General features: G+C 70.5%; 16 protein-coding genes. 5 read left to right on the top strand and 11 right to left on the bottom strand.

All coding sequences use genetic code 11. The features are described from left to right. Positions 1-42 precede the first annotated feature (42 nt). The 7 genes from HS104_02215 to HS104_02185 all read right to left on the bottom strand — a co-directional run bounded on the left by HS104_02215 (position 43) and on the right by HS104_02185 (position 7,571). Positions 43-1,200, bottom strand: a complete 1,158-nt coding sequence (locus tag HS104_02215) for a hypothetical protein (protein ID MBE7478792.1) — start codon at positions 1,198-1,200, stop codon at positions 43-45. A 282-nt stretch (positions 1,201-1,482) separates the two neighbouring features. Beyond that, positions 1,483-1,887, bottom strand: a complete 405-nt coding sequence (locus HS104_02210; GenBank protein ID MBE7478791.1) for a type II toxin-antitoxin system VapC family toxin — start codon at positions 1,885-1,887, stop codon at positions 1,483-1,485. A 12-nt stretch (positions 1,888-1,899) separates the two neighbouring features. Next, the gene (locus tag HS104_02205; protein MBE7478790.1) at positions 1,900-2,145 is read right to left on the bottom strand and encodes a type II toxin-antitoxin system Phd/YefM family antitoxin; all 246 of its coding nucleotides are present in this window, start codon (positions 2,143-2,145) and stop codon (positions 1,900-1,902) included. Positions 2,146-2,257: 112 nt separating this feature from the next. Then, positions 2,258-3,643 carry a hypothetical protein gene (locus HS104_02200; GenBank protein MBE7478789.1) on the bottom strand — a complete coding sequence of 462 codons (1,386 nt, stop codon included), beginning with the start codon at positions 3,641-3,643 and terminating at the stop codon, positions 2,258-2,260. Positions 3,644-3,906: 263 nt separating this feature from the next. Beyond that, complete coding sequence (locus tag HS104_02195) at positions 3,907-4,713, bottom strand: hypothetical protein (protein MBE7478788.1); 807 nt, start codon at positions 4,711-4,713, stop codon at positions 3,907-3,909. Positions 4,714-4,907: 194 nt separating this feature from the next. Then, positions 4,908-6,206 carry a hypothetical protein gene (locus tag HS104_02190; GenBank protein MBE7478787.1) on the bottom strand — a complete coding sequence of 433 codons (1,299 nt, stop codon included), beginning with the start codon at positions 6,204-6,206 and terminating at the stop codon, positions 4,908-4,910. 57 nt (positions 6,207-6,263) lie between these two features. After that, the gene (locus tag HS104_02185; GenBank protein ID MBE7478786.1) at positions 6,264-7,571 is read right to left on the bottom strand and encodes a hypothetical protein; all 1,308 of its coding nucleotides are present in this window, start codon (positions 7,569-7,571) and stop codon (positions 6,264-6,266) included. Positions 7,572-7,697: 126 nt separating this feature from the next. On the opposite strand from HS104_02185, the gene HS104_02180 reads away from it, so the two are divergent. Further along, entirely contained in the window at positions 7,698-8,780 is a 1,083-nt protein-coding gene (locus tag HS104_02180) for a hypothetical protein (protein ID MBE7478785.1), read from the top strand. A 10-nt stretch (positions 8,781-8,790) separates the two neighbouring features. On the opposite strand, the gene HS104_02175 is transcribed toward HS104_02180, so the two are convergent. Further along, positions 8,791-9,564, bottom strand: coding sequence for a hypothetical protein (locus tag HS104_02175; protein MBE7478784.1), 774 nt, complete (start codon positions 9,562-9,564; stop codon positions 8,791-8,793). Positions 9,565-9,816: 252 nt separating this feature from the next. Between HS104_02175 and HS104_02170 the strand changes: the two genes are divergently transcribed. The 3 genes from HS104_02170 (at position 9,817) to HS104_02160 (ending at position 12,586) form a co-directional block, all read left to right on the top strand. Further along, the gene (locus HS104_02170) at positions 9,817-10,785 is read left to right on the top strand and encodes an SUMF1/EgtB/PvdO family nonheme iron enzyme (GenBank protein ID MBE7478783.1); all 969 of its coding nucleotides are present in this window, start codon (positions 9,817-9,819) and stop codon (positions 10,783-10,785) included. 124 nt (positions 10,786-10,909) lie between these two features. Continuing rightward, entirely contained in the window at positions 10,910-11,368 is a 459-nt protein-coding gene (locus tag HS104_02165) for a hypothetical protein (protein ID MBE7478782.1), read from the top strand. 69 nt (positions 11,369-11,437) lie between these two features. Continuing rightward, positions 11,438-12,586: a hypothetical protein gene (locus HS104_02160; GenBank protein ID MBE7478781.1), complete on the top strand. Its 1,149-nt coding sequence runs from the start codon at positions 11,438-11,440 to the stop codon at positions 12,584-12,586. A gap of 6 nt (positions 12,587-12,592) precedes the next feature. Here the strand turns inward: HS104_02160 and HS104_02155 are convergent, their stop codons facing one another. Genes HS104_02155 through HS104_02145 form a run of 3 tightly spaced genes read right to left on the bottom strand, consistent with a single transcriptional unit; the run spans position 12,593 to position 14,993 of the window. Continuing rightward, positions 12,593-13,177 carry a hypothetical protein gene (locus tag HS104_02155; protein MBE7478780.1) on the bottom strand — a complete coding sequence of 195 codons (585 nt, stop codon included), beginning with the start codon at positions 13,175-13,177 and terminating at the stop codon, positions 12,593-12,595. A 4-nt stretch (positions 13,178-13,181) separates the two neighbouring features. Next, on the bottom strand, positions 13,182-13,574 hold the full coding sequence (locus HS104_02150; protein ID MBE7478779.1) for a hypothetical protein: 393 nt from the start codon (positions 13,572-13,574) through the stop codon (positions 13,182-13,184). A 3-nt stretch (positions 13,575-13,577) separates the two neighbouring features. Then, complete coding sequence (locus HS104_02145; protein MBE7478778.1) at positions 13,578-14,993, bottom strand: MBOAT family protein; 1,416 nt, start codon at positions 14,991-14,993, stop codon at positions 13,578-13,580. A gap of 420 nt (positions 14,994-15,413) precedes the next feature. Between HS104_02145 and HS104_02140 the strand changes: the two genes are divergently transcribed. Continuing rightward, positions 15,414-15,929: a hypothetical protein gene (locus HS104_02140; GenBank protein MBE7478777.1), complete on the top strand. Its 516-nt coding sequence runs from the start codon at positions 15,414-15,416 to the stop codon at positions 15,927-15,929. Positions 15,930-15,931: the final 2 nt, after the last annotated feature.

Raw genomic sequence — 15,931 nt, 5'->3', positions numbered from 1 at the left:
AAGTGGCAGGCGCGGGCGCCGGGCTCAGGCGGCTCAGGCGGCTCAGGCGGCTCTGGCGGCTCTGGCGCTCCAGCGCGCGCGCCGGCGTGCGCCGTGCAGCAGGATCGCTGCGGCCGTGATCGCGATAGCTGCCTCGGCGCCGGCCTCGGTGTGCCCGAGGACGCTGCAGCTGCAGCCGTCGCTGGAGTCCTCGCGGGCGCCGCCGCTGCCGCCACTGCTGGAGCTCGATCCGCCGGTGCCGGCCGACGAGCCGCCCGCGCCGGCGGTCGCGCCGCCCGTGCCGCCGGTGCCGTTGCCGCCGGCGCCGGTGCCTCCGGCGCTGCCGCCGGTGCCGCCGCTGCCGAAGCACTCTGGGCCGCCCTGGATCTGACCCCACTTCGCGTCGTACTGAGCGAGCACTTGCTCACACGCGGCGAGCGTCGCAGCCGACATTGCCTGGTCCAGCGTTGGCACCGGCAGGGGCCCGGGGACCGATGAGATCTCGGAGGCGGAGCAGGCGCTGAGCGGGATCGGGACGGTCGTTGAGCCGGCCGAGGCGACGAACCGGACCGTCGCCGGCCCGGTGCTGGGGATCCAGAGCGCGTAGACCGTGTCGGTGGGTCCGAGGCCGCCGGCGCCGAGGAGAGGGACGACGTCGTTGACGCTGACGTTCTTCACCGGGCCGAAGATCGCGGAGACCGACAGGCCTGTGCCGCCGTCGGCCAGCGTGCTGGGCGTGCCCTTGAGCATCCCGTTGTAGATGGCGGTCGCACACACGCAGGCGTTGGCCGGAGTGCCGCAATACGTGGGCTGGATGCGAGCGGCCTCTTCCACGGTGAGGCCGTTCGCGTCGAGCCAAGCGACGAGCTCGGGCACGCCGGCGAGGTCTCGGATGCGCGCGTAATTGGCGGAGCGAGCGACGTGCTGCACGAAGTCACGGGTCGCGGCGCCCGTGGCGTCCATCAGGTGCGCCATGGCGCAGCGGATCCCGCCTTCGTCGATGAAGTGCGGCAGCATGCGGCCAGGGAAGCGGCGATTCTTGGGGAACTCGGCGCGCCGGCGGTAGGCGTCGAGGCGCTCCAGGTGGGCGGCGCGGGCGCGGCGCGCGGCGCGGCCCAGGCGGGGTGGCGGGTGTGCGTGCAGATCGCGCAGGACTCGGACGAAGTGAGCGTCGAGTCGGGCGAGCTCGGCTCGCTCGGTCAGGAACGCGGGCACGGTCATGTGGTCCTCCCTCGGAGCGCACAGTGTGGCCCGAAGCTGCGCGCGCGTCACTCGGCGATCGCCGGGGCGGGACCTCCGGGGGACCAGGCGCATACGCCTGGGCGCTTGCCGCGCCAACCGAGTCTTCGCTCCTCTCCGGCCTGGATGACCCGTTCGACCGCATGATCGTCGCCGCAGCGCGCGCGACGGGGCGCCCGCTGATCAGCGCCGACGAGCGCGTTCAGGACGGCGATCTGGTCGCGGTGATCTGGGATTGACGGCGCGCTCGGGAGCAAGCCGGCGTCAGGTCTTGGCGTCGAGCGTGCGCAGCGAGGAGCCCCAGTCGAGCAGCGTCTCGTCGGCCGTGACGAGCGTCGCGCGGTGGGCTTGGGCTGTCGCGACGATGATGCGATCGGCGGGGTCACCGTGGAAGCCGCGCAGGCGGGCCGCGCCGATGGCGATGTCGCTGTCCACCTCGATTTCGACCAGGCCAAGCTTGGCTGCTTCGTCCCGGAGCGCATCCGCGGAGCGGAGTCCACGCAGGCGCTTCCTGGAGATCAGCGTCTCGATCTCCCAGTAGCTGAAGGCAGACACCGCGACGCTCGATCCCGCGGGGGCAAACGCGCGGTCGATGGCGCGCTTTGCACGAGGGCCGAGGTGGTCGTCTCCGGCGGCGAGCCAGACGAGCACATGGGTGTCGAGGAGCATCGCCGTCTTGCGTCAGCGCTCCGCGTCCCAGCGAGCGTCGATGGGGGCGACGATGTCGCCCACGACCTGGATGCGCCCGCTCATGAAGCCGAAGAGAGTAGGCGGCCGGGTGGTGGCGGCGACGAGCCGCGCGACCGGCGTGCCACGCTTGGTGATCACGATTGGGCGCCCGGTAGCCGCCACTCGGTCCATGAGCTCGAGGCACTTGGCCTTGAACTCGCCCGCCTTGACCACGCTCGGCCTCATGGTCACGAGCATGGTCACATTGGGCGGTGCGGTCAAGCCGAGCGCCGGGCGGTGATCGGCGGATCGCCGGGGCGGACGCGGGCAGGCGTCGGCGCCGCCCGCGTCCCGCCGCTCGGCGGCGAGCTCAGCGGCAGTTCTGCTGCGTTGGGCCCAGTCCGATGGTGCCGGAGGAGCAGAGCGTCGAGCAGGTGAACAGGTTCCCCGTCCCGCCGCAGCCGACTTCGACGCCGTAGGCGAAGGTGTCCTTCGGTCCGCCGCAGTTGTTCGGCAGGTTGCAGCTGAGGCCCATGCTCTGCAGCCCCAGCGTGCCGCAAGTGAGGGAACACGCGGCCGTGCTGGAGCCGTAGCCGTGGCAGTCGCGGCACGACGGGTTGGTGATGGTCGGGTGCTTCTTCTGCTCCGTGCCGTTGCAGTCGTAGTCGTAGCTGTTGTCGCCGCGGTGGAGCGGGAAGAACTGGGTCTGGCCGGGGAAGGCGTTCTTGTTGGCGTCGAAGCAGTCGTCGGCGTTCTTCACGAAGGTCTTGCCGCTGACCACCGGGGCCTTGCTGGAACAGCCGAGCATGGGCTTGGTCTTGTCGCCGAAGCCGTCTCCGTCGCCGTCCTCGTACCAGAGCACGCACTGGTCGCCGGCGGCGCAGGTCACGCCGTTGCACTGGCAGGTGCCGCTCGAGCACGAGAAGCTCGGGCCGCAGCTCGCGCTCGCGCAGCAGGACCCGTCCACGCAGGCGTTGCTCGTGCACTGGTTGCTGGCGGTGCACGCCGCGCCCAGCGCTTGCTTCGGCACGCAGGCGCCGGCCTTGCAGTAGGAGCCGGCGTTGGCGCACTGCGCGTCGGTGTCACACTTGGTCGCGCACACGCTGCCGCTGCAGGTGAAGGGCGCGCAGGACGTCTGCGCGACGAGGCACTCGCCCTTGCCGTTGCACGCGCTGCCGGTCTGCTTGCCGCTCACGCAGGTCGTCTGGCCGCAGGTCGTCTCGGTCCCGGGCATCTTGCAGGCGCCGCTGCCGTCGCACGCGCCGGCGCACGCCCCGGTGCCCTTCGCCGAGTCCAGGCAGTCCTGGTCGGGGTCGGTGCCGTCCGCGTGGGGCTGGCAGGAGCCCGCGTTGCCCGGCTGGTTGCAGCTCTCGCAGGGGCCGGAGCAGTCGGACTGGCAGCACACGCCGTCGGTGCAGAAACCGGTGGCGCAGTCGGCGTCGGCGCTGCAAGCGGAGCCCGCGGGCGTCTTGCCGCTGCCGGTCCCGCCGGTGGAGCTGCCGCTTGCGCCCCCGCTCGAGCTGCCGCTCGCGCCGCCCGATCCGCCGGCACCAGCGCCGCTGTCGGCGCCTCCGCCGGAGCTCGCGCCGCTCGCGCCGCCCGTGGCCTGGGAGCCGCCTGACGAGTTGCCAGCGGCTCCGGCCGCGCCGCCGTCGCCGGCCTCGTCTTTCGTTTCGAACTCGTCAGCGGCGCAACCCGCGTTGATGGACAGGGCTAACGCCAGGGCGAACGAGAGAGGGGACTTGATGCGAATCATGGAAGAGGCCTCCGTTGTGGTGAACGGCGCTCCTTCGGTCGTGGGCGGATCCCAGTTGCGCACTATTTCGGGTGCGCGGCGCCTCGAGCGCGCGCGGCGAAGCAGGACCCGGCAAAGCGCGAGCGGGGAGCGGGCGTCACTCGTTGATCGGCTTCGAGCGCGCGCGGCGACGCAGGACCCGACGACGCGAGCGTCACTCGTCGATCGGCTTCGAGCGCGCGGCGAGCCGGGAGTCCCGCGACGCGAGCGCCGCGGAGGGGGCGTCACTCGTTGATCGGCTTCGGCTGCTCGACGACGGGCTTCGGCTTGCGCTTGATCGGAGCCTCCGGCGGGTCCATGCCTTCGCTGTCTGGCGGCCTGAGCTTTGCGGGCCGGGCGCTCGACGTGGGCTCGGGGGAAGGCTCGGGCACGCGCAGCGGCGCAGGCGCGGGCTTGGGGGTGGGCGCGGGCGCCGGCGCGGCGGCGGTCGCGGGCGCGGCGCTCGGCGCGGCCGCCTCGGGGTCGCCTCGGACGATGTTGACCACGATGAAGCCGACGGCGACCAGGACCAAGAACACGATGGCGCCGCCGATGAGCAGGCCGGCGCGGCTCTTGGACGACTCGGCGTCCGAGAAGGACGCGGAAGATGGGCGCACGCTCGAGGTAGCGGCCGCGGCGTCCACGCCCATCAGCATCAGGTGGCGCTGGGCCTCCTCGCGCTCGAGCACGCGCATCGCCTTCTGGGTCTGCGCGCGGCGGGGGTCCGCCTCGGGCGCGATGCGGACGGGGATGTTCTCGATCGTCTTGTGCTCGACGGGCTTGGGGAGCTCGCGCGGCGGGACGTATTCACTGGCGTGATCCGGGGTGGGGCCGGCGAAGGGGGGCTCTCCTGCCACCGACACGAGGATCTCGTCGGTGTCGTGACCGAAAGCCGGCGAGCCCCCGATGGGTGTGTCGCCGAACGCCGGCGAGCCGTCCACTGGCGTGTCGCCGAAGGCGGGCGTGCCCTCGCGGGGCGTGTCGCCTCCGAAGGCAGGGTCGGCTGATGGGGCCAGCGGGGCCGGGACGGGCGGGCGGCGCTCCTCGCTCATCGGGGTCGGGTCATTCAATCGCTCAGCCGGGCCTTGTTGGCAAGTTCCACCGAGTCCCACGCGACGCCTCCGTAGAACCCGCTATCGGGTGCGCGCTCCGGACGGTTGCTAGGAATTTCGCGGGCTGGCGGGGGCCAGCGGCAGCCAGCGGCAGCCAGCGGTAGCTAGCGGTAGCCAACGGCTGCCAGCGGCAGCTAGCGGCAGCCTTGCTTGGTCGAAACGCCGGTGTTGGTCGTGGCCGAACACTGTTCGCAGGAGTAGAGCAGGCCGAGCTGCCCGCAGTCCACGCTCTGCTTGTAGCCGGACTTGGCGCCGGTGAAGCTGCATTTGTTCGTGGCGTTGCAGCCGAAACCGTAGGTGTTGATGCCCGGGAACACGCCGCACGAGTAGCAGATCGAGTCGATCTTCAGCCCGCAGTCGCCGCAGGTCAGGCCCGTGACGTCCGGGTACTGGAGCTCCTTGGCCAGGTTGCAGTTGTAGTCGTAGCTGCCGTCACCGCGGTCGGCGGTGAAGTAGGCGGTCTGGCCGGGCTTCGCGTTCGGGTTGGTGTCGAAGCAGTCGTCGCCGTTCTTGGCGTAGGTGGCGCCGTCGTTCGGGCCGGTGGTCTCGCAGCCCAGCTTGGTCTTGGTCTTGTCGCCGAAGCCGTCGCCGTCCACGTCGGCGTACCAGGTCGTGCACTTCTCGCCGGTCGCGCAGGCCGTCTTGTCGCACAGGCACTGGCCCGTCCAGCACGCGGACGGCGCGTCGCAGGCGGTGTTGCAGCAGACGCCGCTGACGCACACGCCGCTGGTACATTCGTTCGGCTGCGCGCAGACCTTGCCGTCGTCCTTCTTGGCCTCGCACTTGCCGGACGACGTGTTGCAGAAAGCCGTCGGGACGCAGTCGGAGTCGTTCTGGCAGCTACCGAGGCAGGCGCTGCCGGCGCAGATGAACAGGCCGCAGTCCTTCTCCGCGGTGACGCACGCGCCGGCGCCGTCGCAGCTGTCGGCGGACTGCTTGCCGTTCTGACAGCTCGTCGCGCCGCAGAGCTTCTCCGCGCCCGGGTACGCGCACGCGCCGGCGCCGTCGCAGGTGCCGGAGCAGGCGCTCGTGCCGTCGCCGCACTCCGCCTCGGGATCCGTGCCCGCGACGGCGAGCGTGCAGGTGCCCACCTTGCCGGAGCTCTTGCAGGAGCGGCAGGCCCCGGTGCAGTTGCCGTCGCAGCACACGCCGTCCACGCACCAGGTGCTCTTGCAGTCGGCGCTCGCGCTGCACGCCGCGCCGTTCTCCGCCAGCGTCGAGCCGCCGCCGGAGCCGGAGGCGCCGCTCTTGCCGCCGGAGCTCGCGCCGCCGCTGCCGGAGCTCGCGCCGGAGCCACCGCTGCCGCCGCTCGGGAGGCCTGCGCTTCCGCCGCTGGTCGTGGTGTCCGCGTCCTCTTCGGAGCCGGCGCAGGCCAGCGCGACCAGGACCAGAGCGAGCGGGGCGAAGCGGATTACGCGGGGCATCGACGACATGGACAGGATGAGCCTCTCGGGTTGGACGTGCAATCGCGGGGAAGATTCGCTCGTGGATCAGCGGCAGGTCTGCTGCGTCAGTCCCACGCTTTCGGGAATGATGTAGCTCGGGTGGCAGTCGTTGCAGCTCTTCAGGTCGGCCGCTCCGCCGCAGGCCACGTCCACGGCGAACACGGTCGTGTCCTTCGGTCCGCCGCAGTTGCCCGGGAGGTTGCAGGTGACGCCCATGCTCGCGAGCCCCAGCGTGCCGCAGGTCAACGAGCAAGCTGCCGACGACGAGCCGTAGCCGTGGCAGTCGCGACACACCGGCGAGGAGACGGTCGCGTACTTCTTCTCGTCGCTGCCGTTGCAGTCGTAGTCGAAGCTGCCGTCGCCTCGGTGCGTGCCGAAGAAGGCGGTCTGCCCGGGGAAGACGTTCTTGTTTCCGTCGAAGCAGTCGTCGCCGTTGATCGCGTACTTCTTGCCGCCGATGATCACGCTCCCGCTGCCGTACGCGCACGAGAGGATGCTCTTGGTCTTGTCCCCGAAGCCGTCGCCGTCGGTGTCCTCGTACCAGGGGACGCAGGCCATGCCGGGCGCGCACGGGGTATTCCCGCAGGCGCAAGTCCCGGTGGAGCAAGAGAACGGGGCGGGGCAGCTCGAGCTATCGCAGCAGACGCCGTCCACGCAATGGTCCGTATCGCACTGACTGTCGGCGGTGCACGGCACGCCGGGGCCGAACTTGTTGGCGCAGGAGCCTTGCTTGCACCAGGTCTTCGGGTCGGCGCAGTGTGCGTCACTGGTGCAGGTCGTGACGCAAGCACCGTTGTCGCAGGTGAACGGAGCGCAGCCCTTCTCGGTGGTCACGCACGCGCCCTGGCCATTGCACACCTCCGCCACCTGCTTGTCGCCCGAACAGGCGTTGGGGCCGCAGTGCGTCTCGGCGCTGGGCATCTTGCAGGCGCGATTGCCGTCGCAGCGCCCGGCGCAAGATCCGGTCGATGTCTGCTGCGAGTCCAGGCACTCGGAGTCGGGGTCGCTACCGGCCGGGTGCGGCTGACAAGTCCCGGCGCTCCCGGGGAGATTGCAGCTCTCGCAGGTACCCGAGCACTCGGACTGGCAGCACACGCCGTCGAAGCAAAGGCCGCTCGCGCAGTCTCCGGGATTGGCGCAGGCCAGGCCCGCGGGCGTCTTTCCGCTGCCGCCGCCCGTCGAGCCGATGCTTCCGGTCCCCGCGCCACCGCCCGCGGCCTTCCAACCGCCGCTCGCGCCGCTGGAGCCAGCGGCGCCCCCGGTGGAGCCCGTGTCCTTGGAGTCGAAATCCTCGAATGCGCAGCCAGCTACGAGGGTCAGGGCGAGCGCCAGGGCGCCGATGATACGAGCCATGCGAAGTCCTCCGGCTTTTGCGATGAGCGCGCGCCCTTCGGGCACGGGCCGTCGTGGGTTGCGCGATTTTTCTTCGACACGGCAGCGGTGTTTTTGGGAGACTCCCGTCACCCCGGGGAACGATTGGTGAACAGAGCTCGCCGCTGTCAGTTCGCGCTCACGGCCGTCGCCCTCGCCGCTTGCCTGGCGGGGACCGCGCTCGCGGAGCCCACCGCCGCGGAGGTGGCCGTGGCGCGCAAGGCCTTCGCCGACGCCACCGAGCTCGAGAAGGACAAGAGGTGGGCGGAGGCCGAGGCCAAGCTGCGCGAGGCCATCGCCATCAAGGAGACGCCCGGCCTGCGCTATCACCTGGGTTTCTGCCTCGAGAATCAGCACAAGCTGGTCGAAGCCCTGGTCGAATACGACCGCGCCGAGGAGATGCTGCGCCTCGGAGCCAAGGCGCCGGACGTATCCGAGCTCCTGGGCCCCGCGCGCGAAGGCGTGAAGAAGCGCGTCGCCGGCATCAAGCTCGAGCTGCCGGCGAAGGTGGACGGCGTCGTGATCGAGCTCGACGGGGTGCCGGTCAAGGCAGCGCTGATCGGCAAGGTGGTGCCGCAGAACCCGGGCAAGCTCGTGATCACCGCGAGGGCGCCGGGCCGCCAGCCCTACCGCCGCGAGATCGAGCTCGACGAGGGGGAGTCCAGGGAGCTGACCATCGACTTGCCCGAGAAGACCGCGGCGGCAGGACCGGCGGCGGCGGCGGAACCAGCGCCGGGCGAGAGCGCCGCCGGCGGCTCGACCAGCGCGAGCCTGGACAGCGCGAAGCCCAGCTCGACGCGCACCATCGTCTTGATCGGCGAGGCGGCGTTCACCGCGGTGGCGCTCGGCGCAGGCATCTTCTTCACGATCCAGAAGGGGAAGAGCCAGGACGAGATCGACGCGGCGGACGCGGAGCTGACGAAGGCCTCCGGATCCGGGAACGTCTGCGCCAAAGCGAGCCTGTCCGAACAGGAGCAGGACTACTGCGGCCGGCTCGAGAGCCTGACCGACCAGCGCAACCAGCAGGCGAACCTGGCGCTCGCCGGCTTCATCGGCGCAGGCGTGGGCGCCGCGGCCACCGTCGCGACCTTTCTCTTGTGGAAGCCGGCGCCGAAGAACCAGGCGGCGCTGCGCGTGACTCCCGTCGCCTCGCCGCGCACGCTCGGGCTCGGCGTGGTCGGGCGTTTCTGACGGCGCTCGCTCACTGCTGGGGCGACGCCGGGAACACCAGCACGAACGAGCTCGGGCTGGGGCTGAAGAGCACGACCTTCTTGCCGAGCTTCGCCTTGTCGTAGTGCTTCACCCAGGGCAGGCTGGTCCAGGTCTCGGTGTCCTTGATGTACTCGGGCACGATCAGGTCGAGCTCGACGTAGCGATCGCCGGTGGCCTTGGCGAGCTCGGGGCCGTAGCTCCAGGCCTCGCGCCCGGCGCGGGGCGCGGCGTCGTTGTGCAAGGCGCCGCCGTAGGCGACGACCAGGAGGTCCTTGCCGGCCTTCTTGTTGCGCTCGACCTCGGCGAGGGAGACCTCGCGGGTCAGCTTGGCGATGGTCTCGAGCATCACGCCGATGTCGCCGGCACCGGCCTGGGTGATGCGCGTCAGGTCCTCGCAGCTCGGGCGCAAGAGGTCCGGGACGATGCCGAGCTCCTTCGCGCGCTTGCCGAGCACGACGTACTCGTTCTGGTTGCTCTCGGCTTGCGGCTCGGTCACCGGCTTCTGCTGCTTCTGGACCTGCTTCGTCTCCTTCTGGCACTTGGGGTTCGGCAGCATCAGCTCGACGGCGAGGAAGCTGGCCTTGCCCTTCAGGGCGGGGAGCAGCTCGTCGGTGAAGCGCTTGGTGGTGGAGGTGACGCTCTCCGTGCCCTTCTGCGCGTGCGCCTCGCCGATGCCCAAGATCAGCGGCTTCTTCTCCAGCACGGCGGCGAAGGCCTGCTCGACGCTGTCGAAGGCGCGACAGCCGAGCTCGCCGCAGCTCACGGGTCCGGTCGCGGCCGGCTCGACGCTGGCGGTCGGCGCTGGAGCCGCGGCGGCGGTCGCGGGCGCCGAGGGCGGCGGCGGGGCGGGCTCCGCGGTGGGCGGGGGCTGGGAGCCGGTGCACGCGGTCAGCAGGGCGGCCAAGGTCAGGAGGCGGTGCGGCATGCGGGGTCCAGGTTAGACCAGGTCGGAGGCGCCGGCTTGGTGCGGATTTCGTGCGTGGCGGGGCTTCCGTGCTAGCGAAGGGCCCGGGCCATGCCGACGCCGGGACCGTCAGCCGTGCGCCGCCTCGCGGCAGGCGCTCTCGCCGCGCTGGGGCTGCTCGCGCTCCTGCCGGCCGCCGAGGCCGGTCCGAAGAAGCCCGCCTGCCCGGCGGGGATGGTCAGCATCGGCGGGCGCTTCTGCATCGACGCCTTCGAGGCCAGCGTGGACGTGGTGGACGTGCGCGGGCGCACGCTCCGGCGCCACTCGCCGTATCACACGGCGCCGGCGGACACGCGCCTCCTGGCGCGCTCGCGACGCGGGGTGGTGCCGCAGGCTCACCTGAGCCAGGAGCAGGCCGCGGCGGCGTGCGAGGCCGCGGGCAAGCGCCTGTGCTCGGACGACGAGTGGCTCGCGGCGTGTCGCGGCAAGACCCCGAGCCAGTACCCTTACGGGGACGAGCACGAGGCGGGGCGCTGCAACGACAAGGGCGTGTCGCCGCTGCGCGCGATTCACGGCAAAGCGGAGGGACTCGAGGTGTTCGGCATCGAGGCGATGAACGACCCTCGGCTGAACCAGATCCCGGGCAGCGTGGCGCGTACCGGGCAGTTCAAGCGCTGCAAGACCAGCGCGGGCGCCTTCGACATGGTCGGCAACCTCCACGAGTGGACCGCCGACGGAGGCGGAACGTTCCGGGGCGGGTACTACCTGGACAACGAGATCAACGGCAAGGGCTGCGAGTACGTCACCAAGGCTCACAGCACGAAGTACCGCGACTACTCCATCGGCTTCCGCTGCTGCAAGGGCGGCAGCGCGGCGGCCAAGACCGCCAAGGCGAACGGCGAGAGCGACAACGGCACCAAGAAGAACGGCAAGAAGCGCGTTCACGTGGTCGAGAGCGGTCAGACCTTGAGCGGCATCGCCCAGCGCTACGGCAGCGGCGTGGACGCCATCTGCGAGGCCAACGGAATCGACAAGAAGACGCCGATTCGCCCGGGGCAGGAGCTGACCATCCCGGACTAGGTCGACTTGCCCGGCACGATCGGATCGCGATCGACGGGAGCAGCGAATACCCACGAGAATGACCGGCGATGCCTGCCTGCTTGCGAAGACAGCCGTCTCGGCCTAGATCACGCGACACTTCGCGATGACTTGCTTCCGGCGGACCGGGCTCTTGGCGGCGGCGCTGTGCTCGACAGCCCTGCTCGCCGCAGCTTGCTCCGAGGACGGCGGCCCCGATTCGAAGCAGTGCAAGGTCGTTCCAGCGTTCCGGCTGACCTTGCGTGCAGCGTCCGGTCCGCTGCCCCCGGACACCATGCTGGAGGTGAAGTACGGCGCCGGGGTCGAGAGCTACCGGCTGGACCAAGGGGACACGGGGCAGGAGAACGTGCTCTGCCACACCGACGCCCCCGACGGCGGTGACGCGGGCAAAGACGTGAGCCAGATCGACTGCGAGCTTTGGACGCAGGGCGCGGCCAAGGTCACGCTCACCGCGACTGGCTACGACACGATCGTGAAGGATCTCGGCGCAAAAGAGGATCCCGACAAGTGCCTCGAGACCGTGACGGTGACCATCATCCTCGGTGACCTGGACGCCGGGACCTGAGCGAGCTTCGGGGTCCGGCACGGATGACACGCCGCCCCGGCGGCGTTAAGCACTCGGCCGGAGGGAACGATGACAGGTTCGGAGATCGTGACACGCGAGGGGTTCGGCCGCGCAGACGAGCTCGTCCCGCTCGCTGATCTGGATCAGGCCTGGCAGGTCAGCGGCCACGGGCCGAAGCTGCGCGCGGTGCGCAAGGCCGCCGAAGGCCTGCGCGAGCGCGTGGTGCGCGGCCCGCGGGTGGTCAGCGTGCGCTCGCTGCCCATCACCACGCTCGGCTACCCGACCAAGTACGCGTTCTGGAGCGCGCCGCTCTCGCCGGCGCCCTACGTGATCATGACGCATCGCTGCCTGCTCGTGCAGTTCCTGCAGCGCGGCGAGCTCAAGACGCTGCTCTTCAACCCCACCGACGACGTGGCGGCGCGCAAGACACCGTTCTTCGAGCGCACCATCCGGCAGGTCGGCGACTACATCGCCTTCAACCTGCTCTCGAAACGCTTCGACCCGCTGGAGCGCCAGCTCTCGGCCCTGGGCGTCACGCGCGAGTCGGTGGACTACGTCGCATTCGACCACTTCCACACCCAGGACCTGCGCAGCCTGCTCGGCACCACGGACGCCGCGCACCCGACGCGCTTCCCCAACGCGAAGCTCCTGGCGCCGCGCCCGGAGTGGGACGACTGGGACGACCTGCACCCGATGCAGCGCGCCTGGTTCGTCGCCGACGGCAAGACGGGCGTTCGCACCGACCGGGTGGTGCTCACCGACGGCGACCTCCAGCTCGGGGACGGCGTGATGCTCTTGCGCACGCCGGGCCACACCAGCGGCAACCAAACCCTGTTCTTCAACACTCCGGACGGTGTGTGGGGCTGCAGCGAGAACGGGACCGCCGCCGACAACTGGACGCCGCACGAGAGCCGCATCGCCGGCCTGGCGCGCACGGCGCGGCTCCAGGACCTGGACGTGATCCTGAACGCGAACACGCCGGAGTTGGGCGCGACGCAGTACACCTCGATGATCCTCGAGAAGACGCTGGTCGATCGCGTGAACCGCGCGCCGGGCTTCGTGCAGATGTTCCCTTCGAGCGAGATCACGCCGAGCCCGCTGGCTCCCGGGCTCAGCCCGACCATCGTGCACGGCGGTCTGGTGTACGGCGAGGTCACCCACGCCGAGGCCAAGCGCGCCGCCAAGACCAACGGCGGCGGAGTGGTGGCTCGGGCCTGATCGCTTCTACTTCTCGGGCGGCAGCGAGTTGATGTCCACGCGCGGGCCGTAGGAGCGCAGCACGGCGCGTTCGTGCCCGTAGTCGTCGCCCACGCTGCCCTCGGCGTCGAGGGAGACGATGCCGATGTCCGGGCAGAACACCGTGACCACGCGCTTCTTGACCGCCGGGCTCTCCTCGATGGTCTCGACGCAGCCCGAGAAGCGCCCCGCGGGGACCTCGACAGAGGCGTCGATGCTGCGCACCACGACCTCGCCGAACTGGCCCTTGAAGTGCGCGGCGACGGCGAGCGGAGCCTTGAGCAGCCAGCCGCCGTTGGCCAGGCGGATGCCCTGCTTCTCGAGGTCCAGGCGCTGGGCCTTTCCGCCCACGGTGAGCACCGCTTGGTTCGGGCGCGGGCGCTCGACGTGCATCATGAGCACGCCCTTCTCGCCGCTGTTCTCGATCAACGTCTCGAAGGCGTAGACCGTGTCGGCCTTCAGCGGCATGTAGCGCTCGACGTCGGTGATGGCGGGCTTCGTGGGCCCGAGCTTGCTGTCGTTCTGCGCGACCGGGCCGCCGCCGCAGGCGCAGGCGAGGCTCGCGGCGGCCACGAGCTCAAGGCTTGTGCGTGTACGCATGCATCACCAGGACGAACAGGAGGACGGCCGAGGCCAGGAGCAGGTACTTGATCAGAGGATCCGGATCGATTCGCCGGCGCAGCTCGAGGGCGGCGTCGCGCACGCGTTCATCTTCCGTGCGTTCGGCCAGCGCTGGTGCGTCGGCGCGTACCGTGGCGAAGTCACCGCGCTCGAACGCTTCGACCAGGCGATCCAGGTCGGGATCGCTGGGGAACGAGAGCAAGAAGCGCGGGCGCTCGCGACCGGCGGCGTCGAGCTCTGGGCGCGCTGGGGCGCTGGCGACGGGCTCGGGCGGTCGCTTCTTCTTCTTGCGCTTCTTCCGCTGCTCGGGCGGCGGCTCGCTAGGGGTCTCGTCGGCGTCTTCGGACATGGCTCAGAACTGGAAGTAGACGAAGGGTACCGCGTCCGCCGTGGCCATGGCAGAAAGCGCGAGGCCCACGCAGAACAGCGCCATTCCCTGGGCCGGCGCCGGCATTTCGCAGAAGATCCGCCGGGCGCGCTGGTACGCGCGTTCCGGCGTCCAGTGCGAGACCAGGCCCAGGGCGAGCATGCCCACCACGGGCGCCGGCAGGTTGGGGTGATAGCTGGTGAGCGTGCCGAGCTGGGTGAACACCGTGGCCGCCTTGGCGAAGGTCTCCGCGCGGAAGAAGATCCAGGCCGCGCAGACCAGGTGGAAGGTGCCCAACACCGACAGCGCGTGTACCCACGGTGCGCTCCGCTTGGGGACGTCGAGGCGCCCGCGCCACTCGGTGTAGGCCCGCGTCACCGCCAGCGCGGCGCCGTGGATGCCGCCCCAAACCACGAAGGTCCAGCTCGCGCCGTGCCAGAGGCCGCCGAGCAGCATGGTGAGCATCAGGTTCACGTACGTGCGGACCTCGCCCTTGCGATTGCCGCCCAGCGGTACGTACAGGTAGTCGCGCAGCCAGGTGGAGAGCGAGATGTGCCAGCGGCGCCAGAAGTCCTGGATGTTCGGCGCCTTGTAGGGCGAGTCGAAGTTCAGCGGGAAGCGCACGCCGAGCAGGAGCGCCGAGCCGATGGCGATGTCGGTGTAGCCGGAGAAGTCGCAGTAGATCTGCACCGCGTAGCCCAGCACGGCGGCGTAACACTCGAGCGCGGAGTACTGGATCGGAGCGTCGAACACCCGATCGACCAGGTTCAGCGCGAGGTAGTCGCCGATGGCGATCTTCTTCAGCAGGCCGGTCGCGATCAGGAACAGGGCCTCGCTTCCCTCGGCGACGTTCCAGCGCGCGGGGCCGGCGAGCTGTGGCAAGAGGTCGCGCGGGCGCACGATGGGCCCCGCCACCAGGTGGGGGAAAAAGGCCACGAACGCCAGGTACTCGACGTAGCTCTTCTGCGGCTCGATATGGCGCCTATAGACGTCGATGACGTAGCTCATCGACTCGAAGGTGAAGAAGCTGACCCCGACCGGGAGCGCGATGCGCAGCGCCACCTCCGGCACCTGGACGCCGACCTGGGCGAGCACGGCGCTGGCGGTATCGATGCCGAAGTTGAAGTACTTGAAGACGCCGAGCACGCCCAGGTTCAGGATCACCGTGCCGATCAGCCATAGCTTCCGGGCGCGCTCGGTCCTGGCGCGCGCGATGGCGTGGCCGAGCAGCCAGTCCACGGTCGACGAGCCCCAGATCAGCGGCAAGAAGCGCCAATCCCAGTGCGCGTAGAAGACGTAGCTCGCGCCCAGGATGAACAGGAGCCGCACCTTCTTGGCGCGGACCAGCGCGAACAAGAGGACGGGGGCGACGAGCGCGCCAGCCACGCTCAGGGTCGACAGCTTCGGTACCGGCAGACCGATGGTGGCCAGGCCCAAGGTCAGCGGATCGCGGCCGAAGTCCCGGAAGGTGAGCCAGCAGAGCGCCGCGAAGTTGACCAGCACGGCAACGGCGGCGACCCGCGCCGGCGGCACGGCGTCGTGCTGCTCGCGGCGGCAGAGCGCGAAGGTCAGCGCGAAGGCGCTGGCCGAGATGCCCAGGCTCGTGGGCGTGAGCGGCCGCGACAGCGCGTAGGCGCCCAGCGCGAACCACGGCAGGAGCAACACCCAACGACGGCTGGCGATCACCCACGCCACCACGAACACGAGGGCGAAGAACTTCGCGTAGGCGAGGGTGTTGAAGAGCACGGAGGGGGCCTACCATAGCCCGCAATCGGCCTCGTGCTTGACGGCCGACCTCGCGAGGGGAACCTTATCGCCACCGTGCTGAAGCGCGCGTTGTTCGGTCTGGTCAAAGGCGTCGTGGTCGGCGGAGCGCTGGGCGCTCTGGTGGTCTTCGGCCTGGGCATGCCGGTGTTCGCGGCCTGGGCCGCCTACGTCGCGGCGGTGCTCTCGGGCGCGCTGACGGGCCTGTTCGCGGGCCGGGCCATCTGGGAGCGGGACGCGCGCATCGAGGCGGGGCTCAAGGCCGGGGTCGGCGCGCTGATCGGGGCGGCGGCCATGTTCGCGATCCGCAAATGGCTGAACGTGAGCCTCGATCTGGGAGAGCTGGGCCGGGGCACCGTGGGTCAGCTGCCCCTCGCGAGCTTGCCGCTGATCTCGACGGCGCTCGCGCTGTTCTACGAGCTCGACAACACCGGGGAGCCGCCGGCTCCGGCGGAGAAGAAGCGCGTCGCCGGCGACGGCGCGGCGGAGGCGCCCCCGCGCGCAGCGCTCGACGAAGCGCTGGAAGAAGAAGAGGCGGAAGCGGAAGCCGCGCAGAAGGCCACGAAGCACTGAGG

This window comes from Polyangiaceae bacterium (assembly GCA_015075635.1).
Lineage (GTDB): Bacteria > Myxococcota_A > Polyangia > Polyangiales > Polyangiaceae > JADJKB01.
This window is presented reverse-complemented; position numbering and strand designations above follow the sequence as displayed.

What these genes read in the sequence shown, in the direction of transcription:
- HS104_02205 (MBE7478790.1), bottom strand. Translation starts at nt 2,145, where the DNA reads ATGCTCGTGACCATGAGGCCGAGCGTGGTCAAGGCGGGCGAGTTCAAG.
- HS104_02190 (MBE7478787.1), bottom strand. Translation starts at nt 6,206, where the DNA reads ATGTCGTCGATGCCCCGCGTAATCCGCTTCGCCCCGCTCGCTCTGGTC.
- HS104_02150 (MBE7478779.1), bottom strand. Translation starts at nt 13,574, where the DNA reads ATGTCCGAAGACGCCGACGAGACCCCTAGCGAGCCGCCGCCCGAGCAG.
- HS104_02170 (MBE7478783.1), top strand. Translation starts at nt 9,817, where the DNA reads ATGCCGACGCCGGGACCGTCAGCCGTGCGCCGCCTCGCGGCAGGCGCT.
- HS104_02215 (MBE7478792.1), bottom strand. Translation starts at nt 1,200, where the DNA reads ATGACCGTGCCCGCGTTCCTGACCGAGCGAGCCGAGCTCGCCCGACTC.
- HS104_02210 (MBE7478791.1), bottom strand. Translation starts at nt 1,887, where the DNA reads ATGCTCCTCGACACCCATGTGCTCGTCTGGCTCGCCGCCGGAGACGAC.
- HS104_02160 (MBE7478781.1), top strand. Translation starts at nt 11,438, where the DNA reads ATGACAGGTTCGGAGATCGTGACACGCGAGGGGTTCGGCCGCGCAGAC.
- HS104_02200 (MBE7478789.1), bottom strand. Translation starts at nt 3,643, where the DNA reads ATGATTCGCATCAAGTCCCCTCTCTCGTTCGCCCTGGCGTTAGCCCTG.
- HS104_02195 (MBE7478788.1), bottom strand. Translation starts at nt 4,713, where the DNA reads ATGAGCGAGGAGCGCCGCCCGCCCGTCCCGGCCCCGCTGGCCCCATCA.
- HS104_02185 (MBE7478786.1), bottom strand. Translation starts at nt 7,571, where the DNA reads ATGGCTCGTATCATCGGCGCCCTGGCGCTCGCCCTGACCCTCGTAGCT.
- HS104_02165 (MBE7478782.1), top strand. Translation starts at nt 10,910, where the DNA reads ATGACTTGCTTCCGGCGGACCGGGCTCTTGGCGGCGGCGCTGTGCTCG.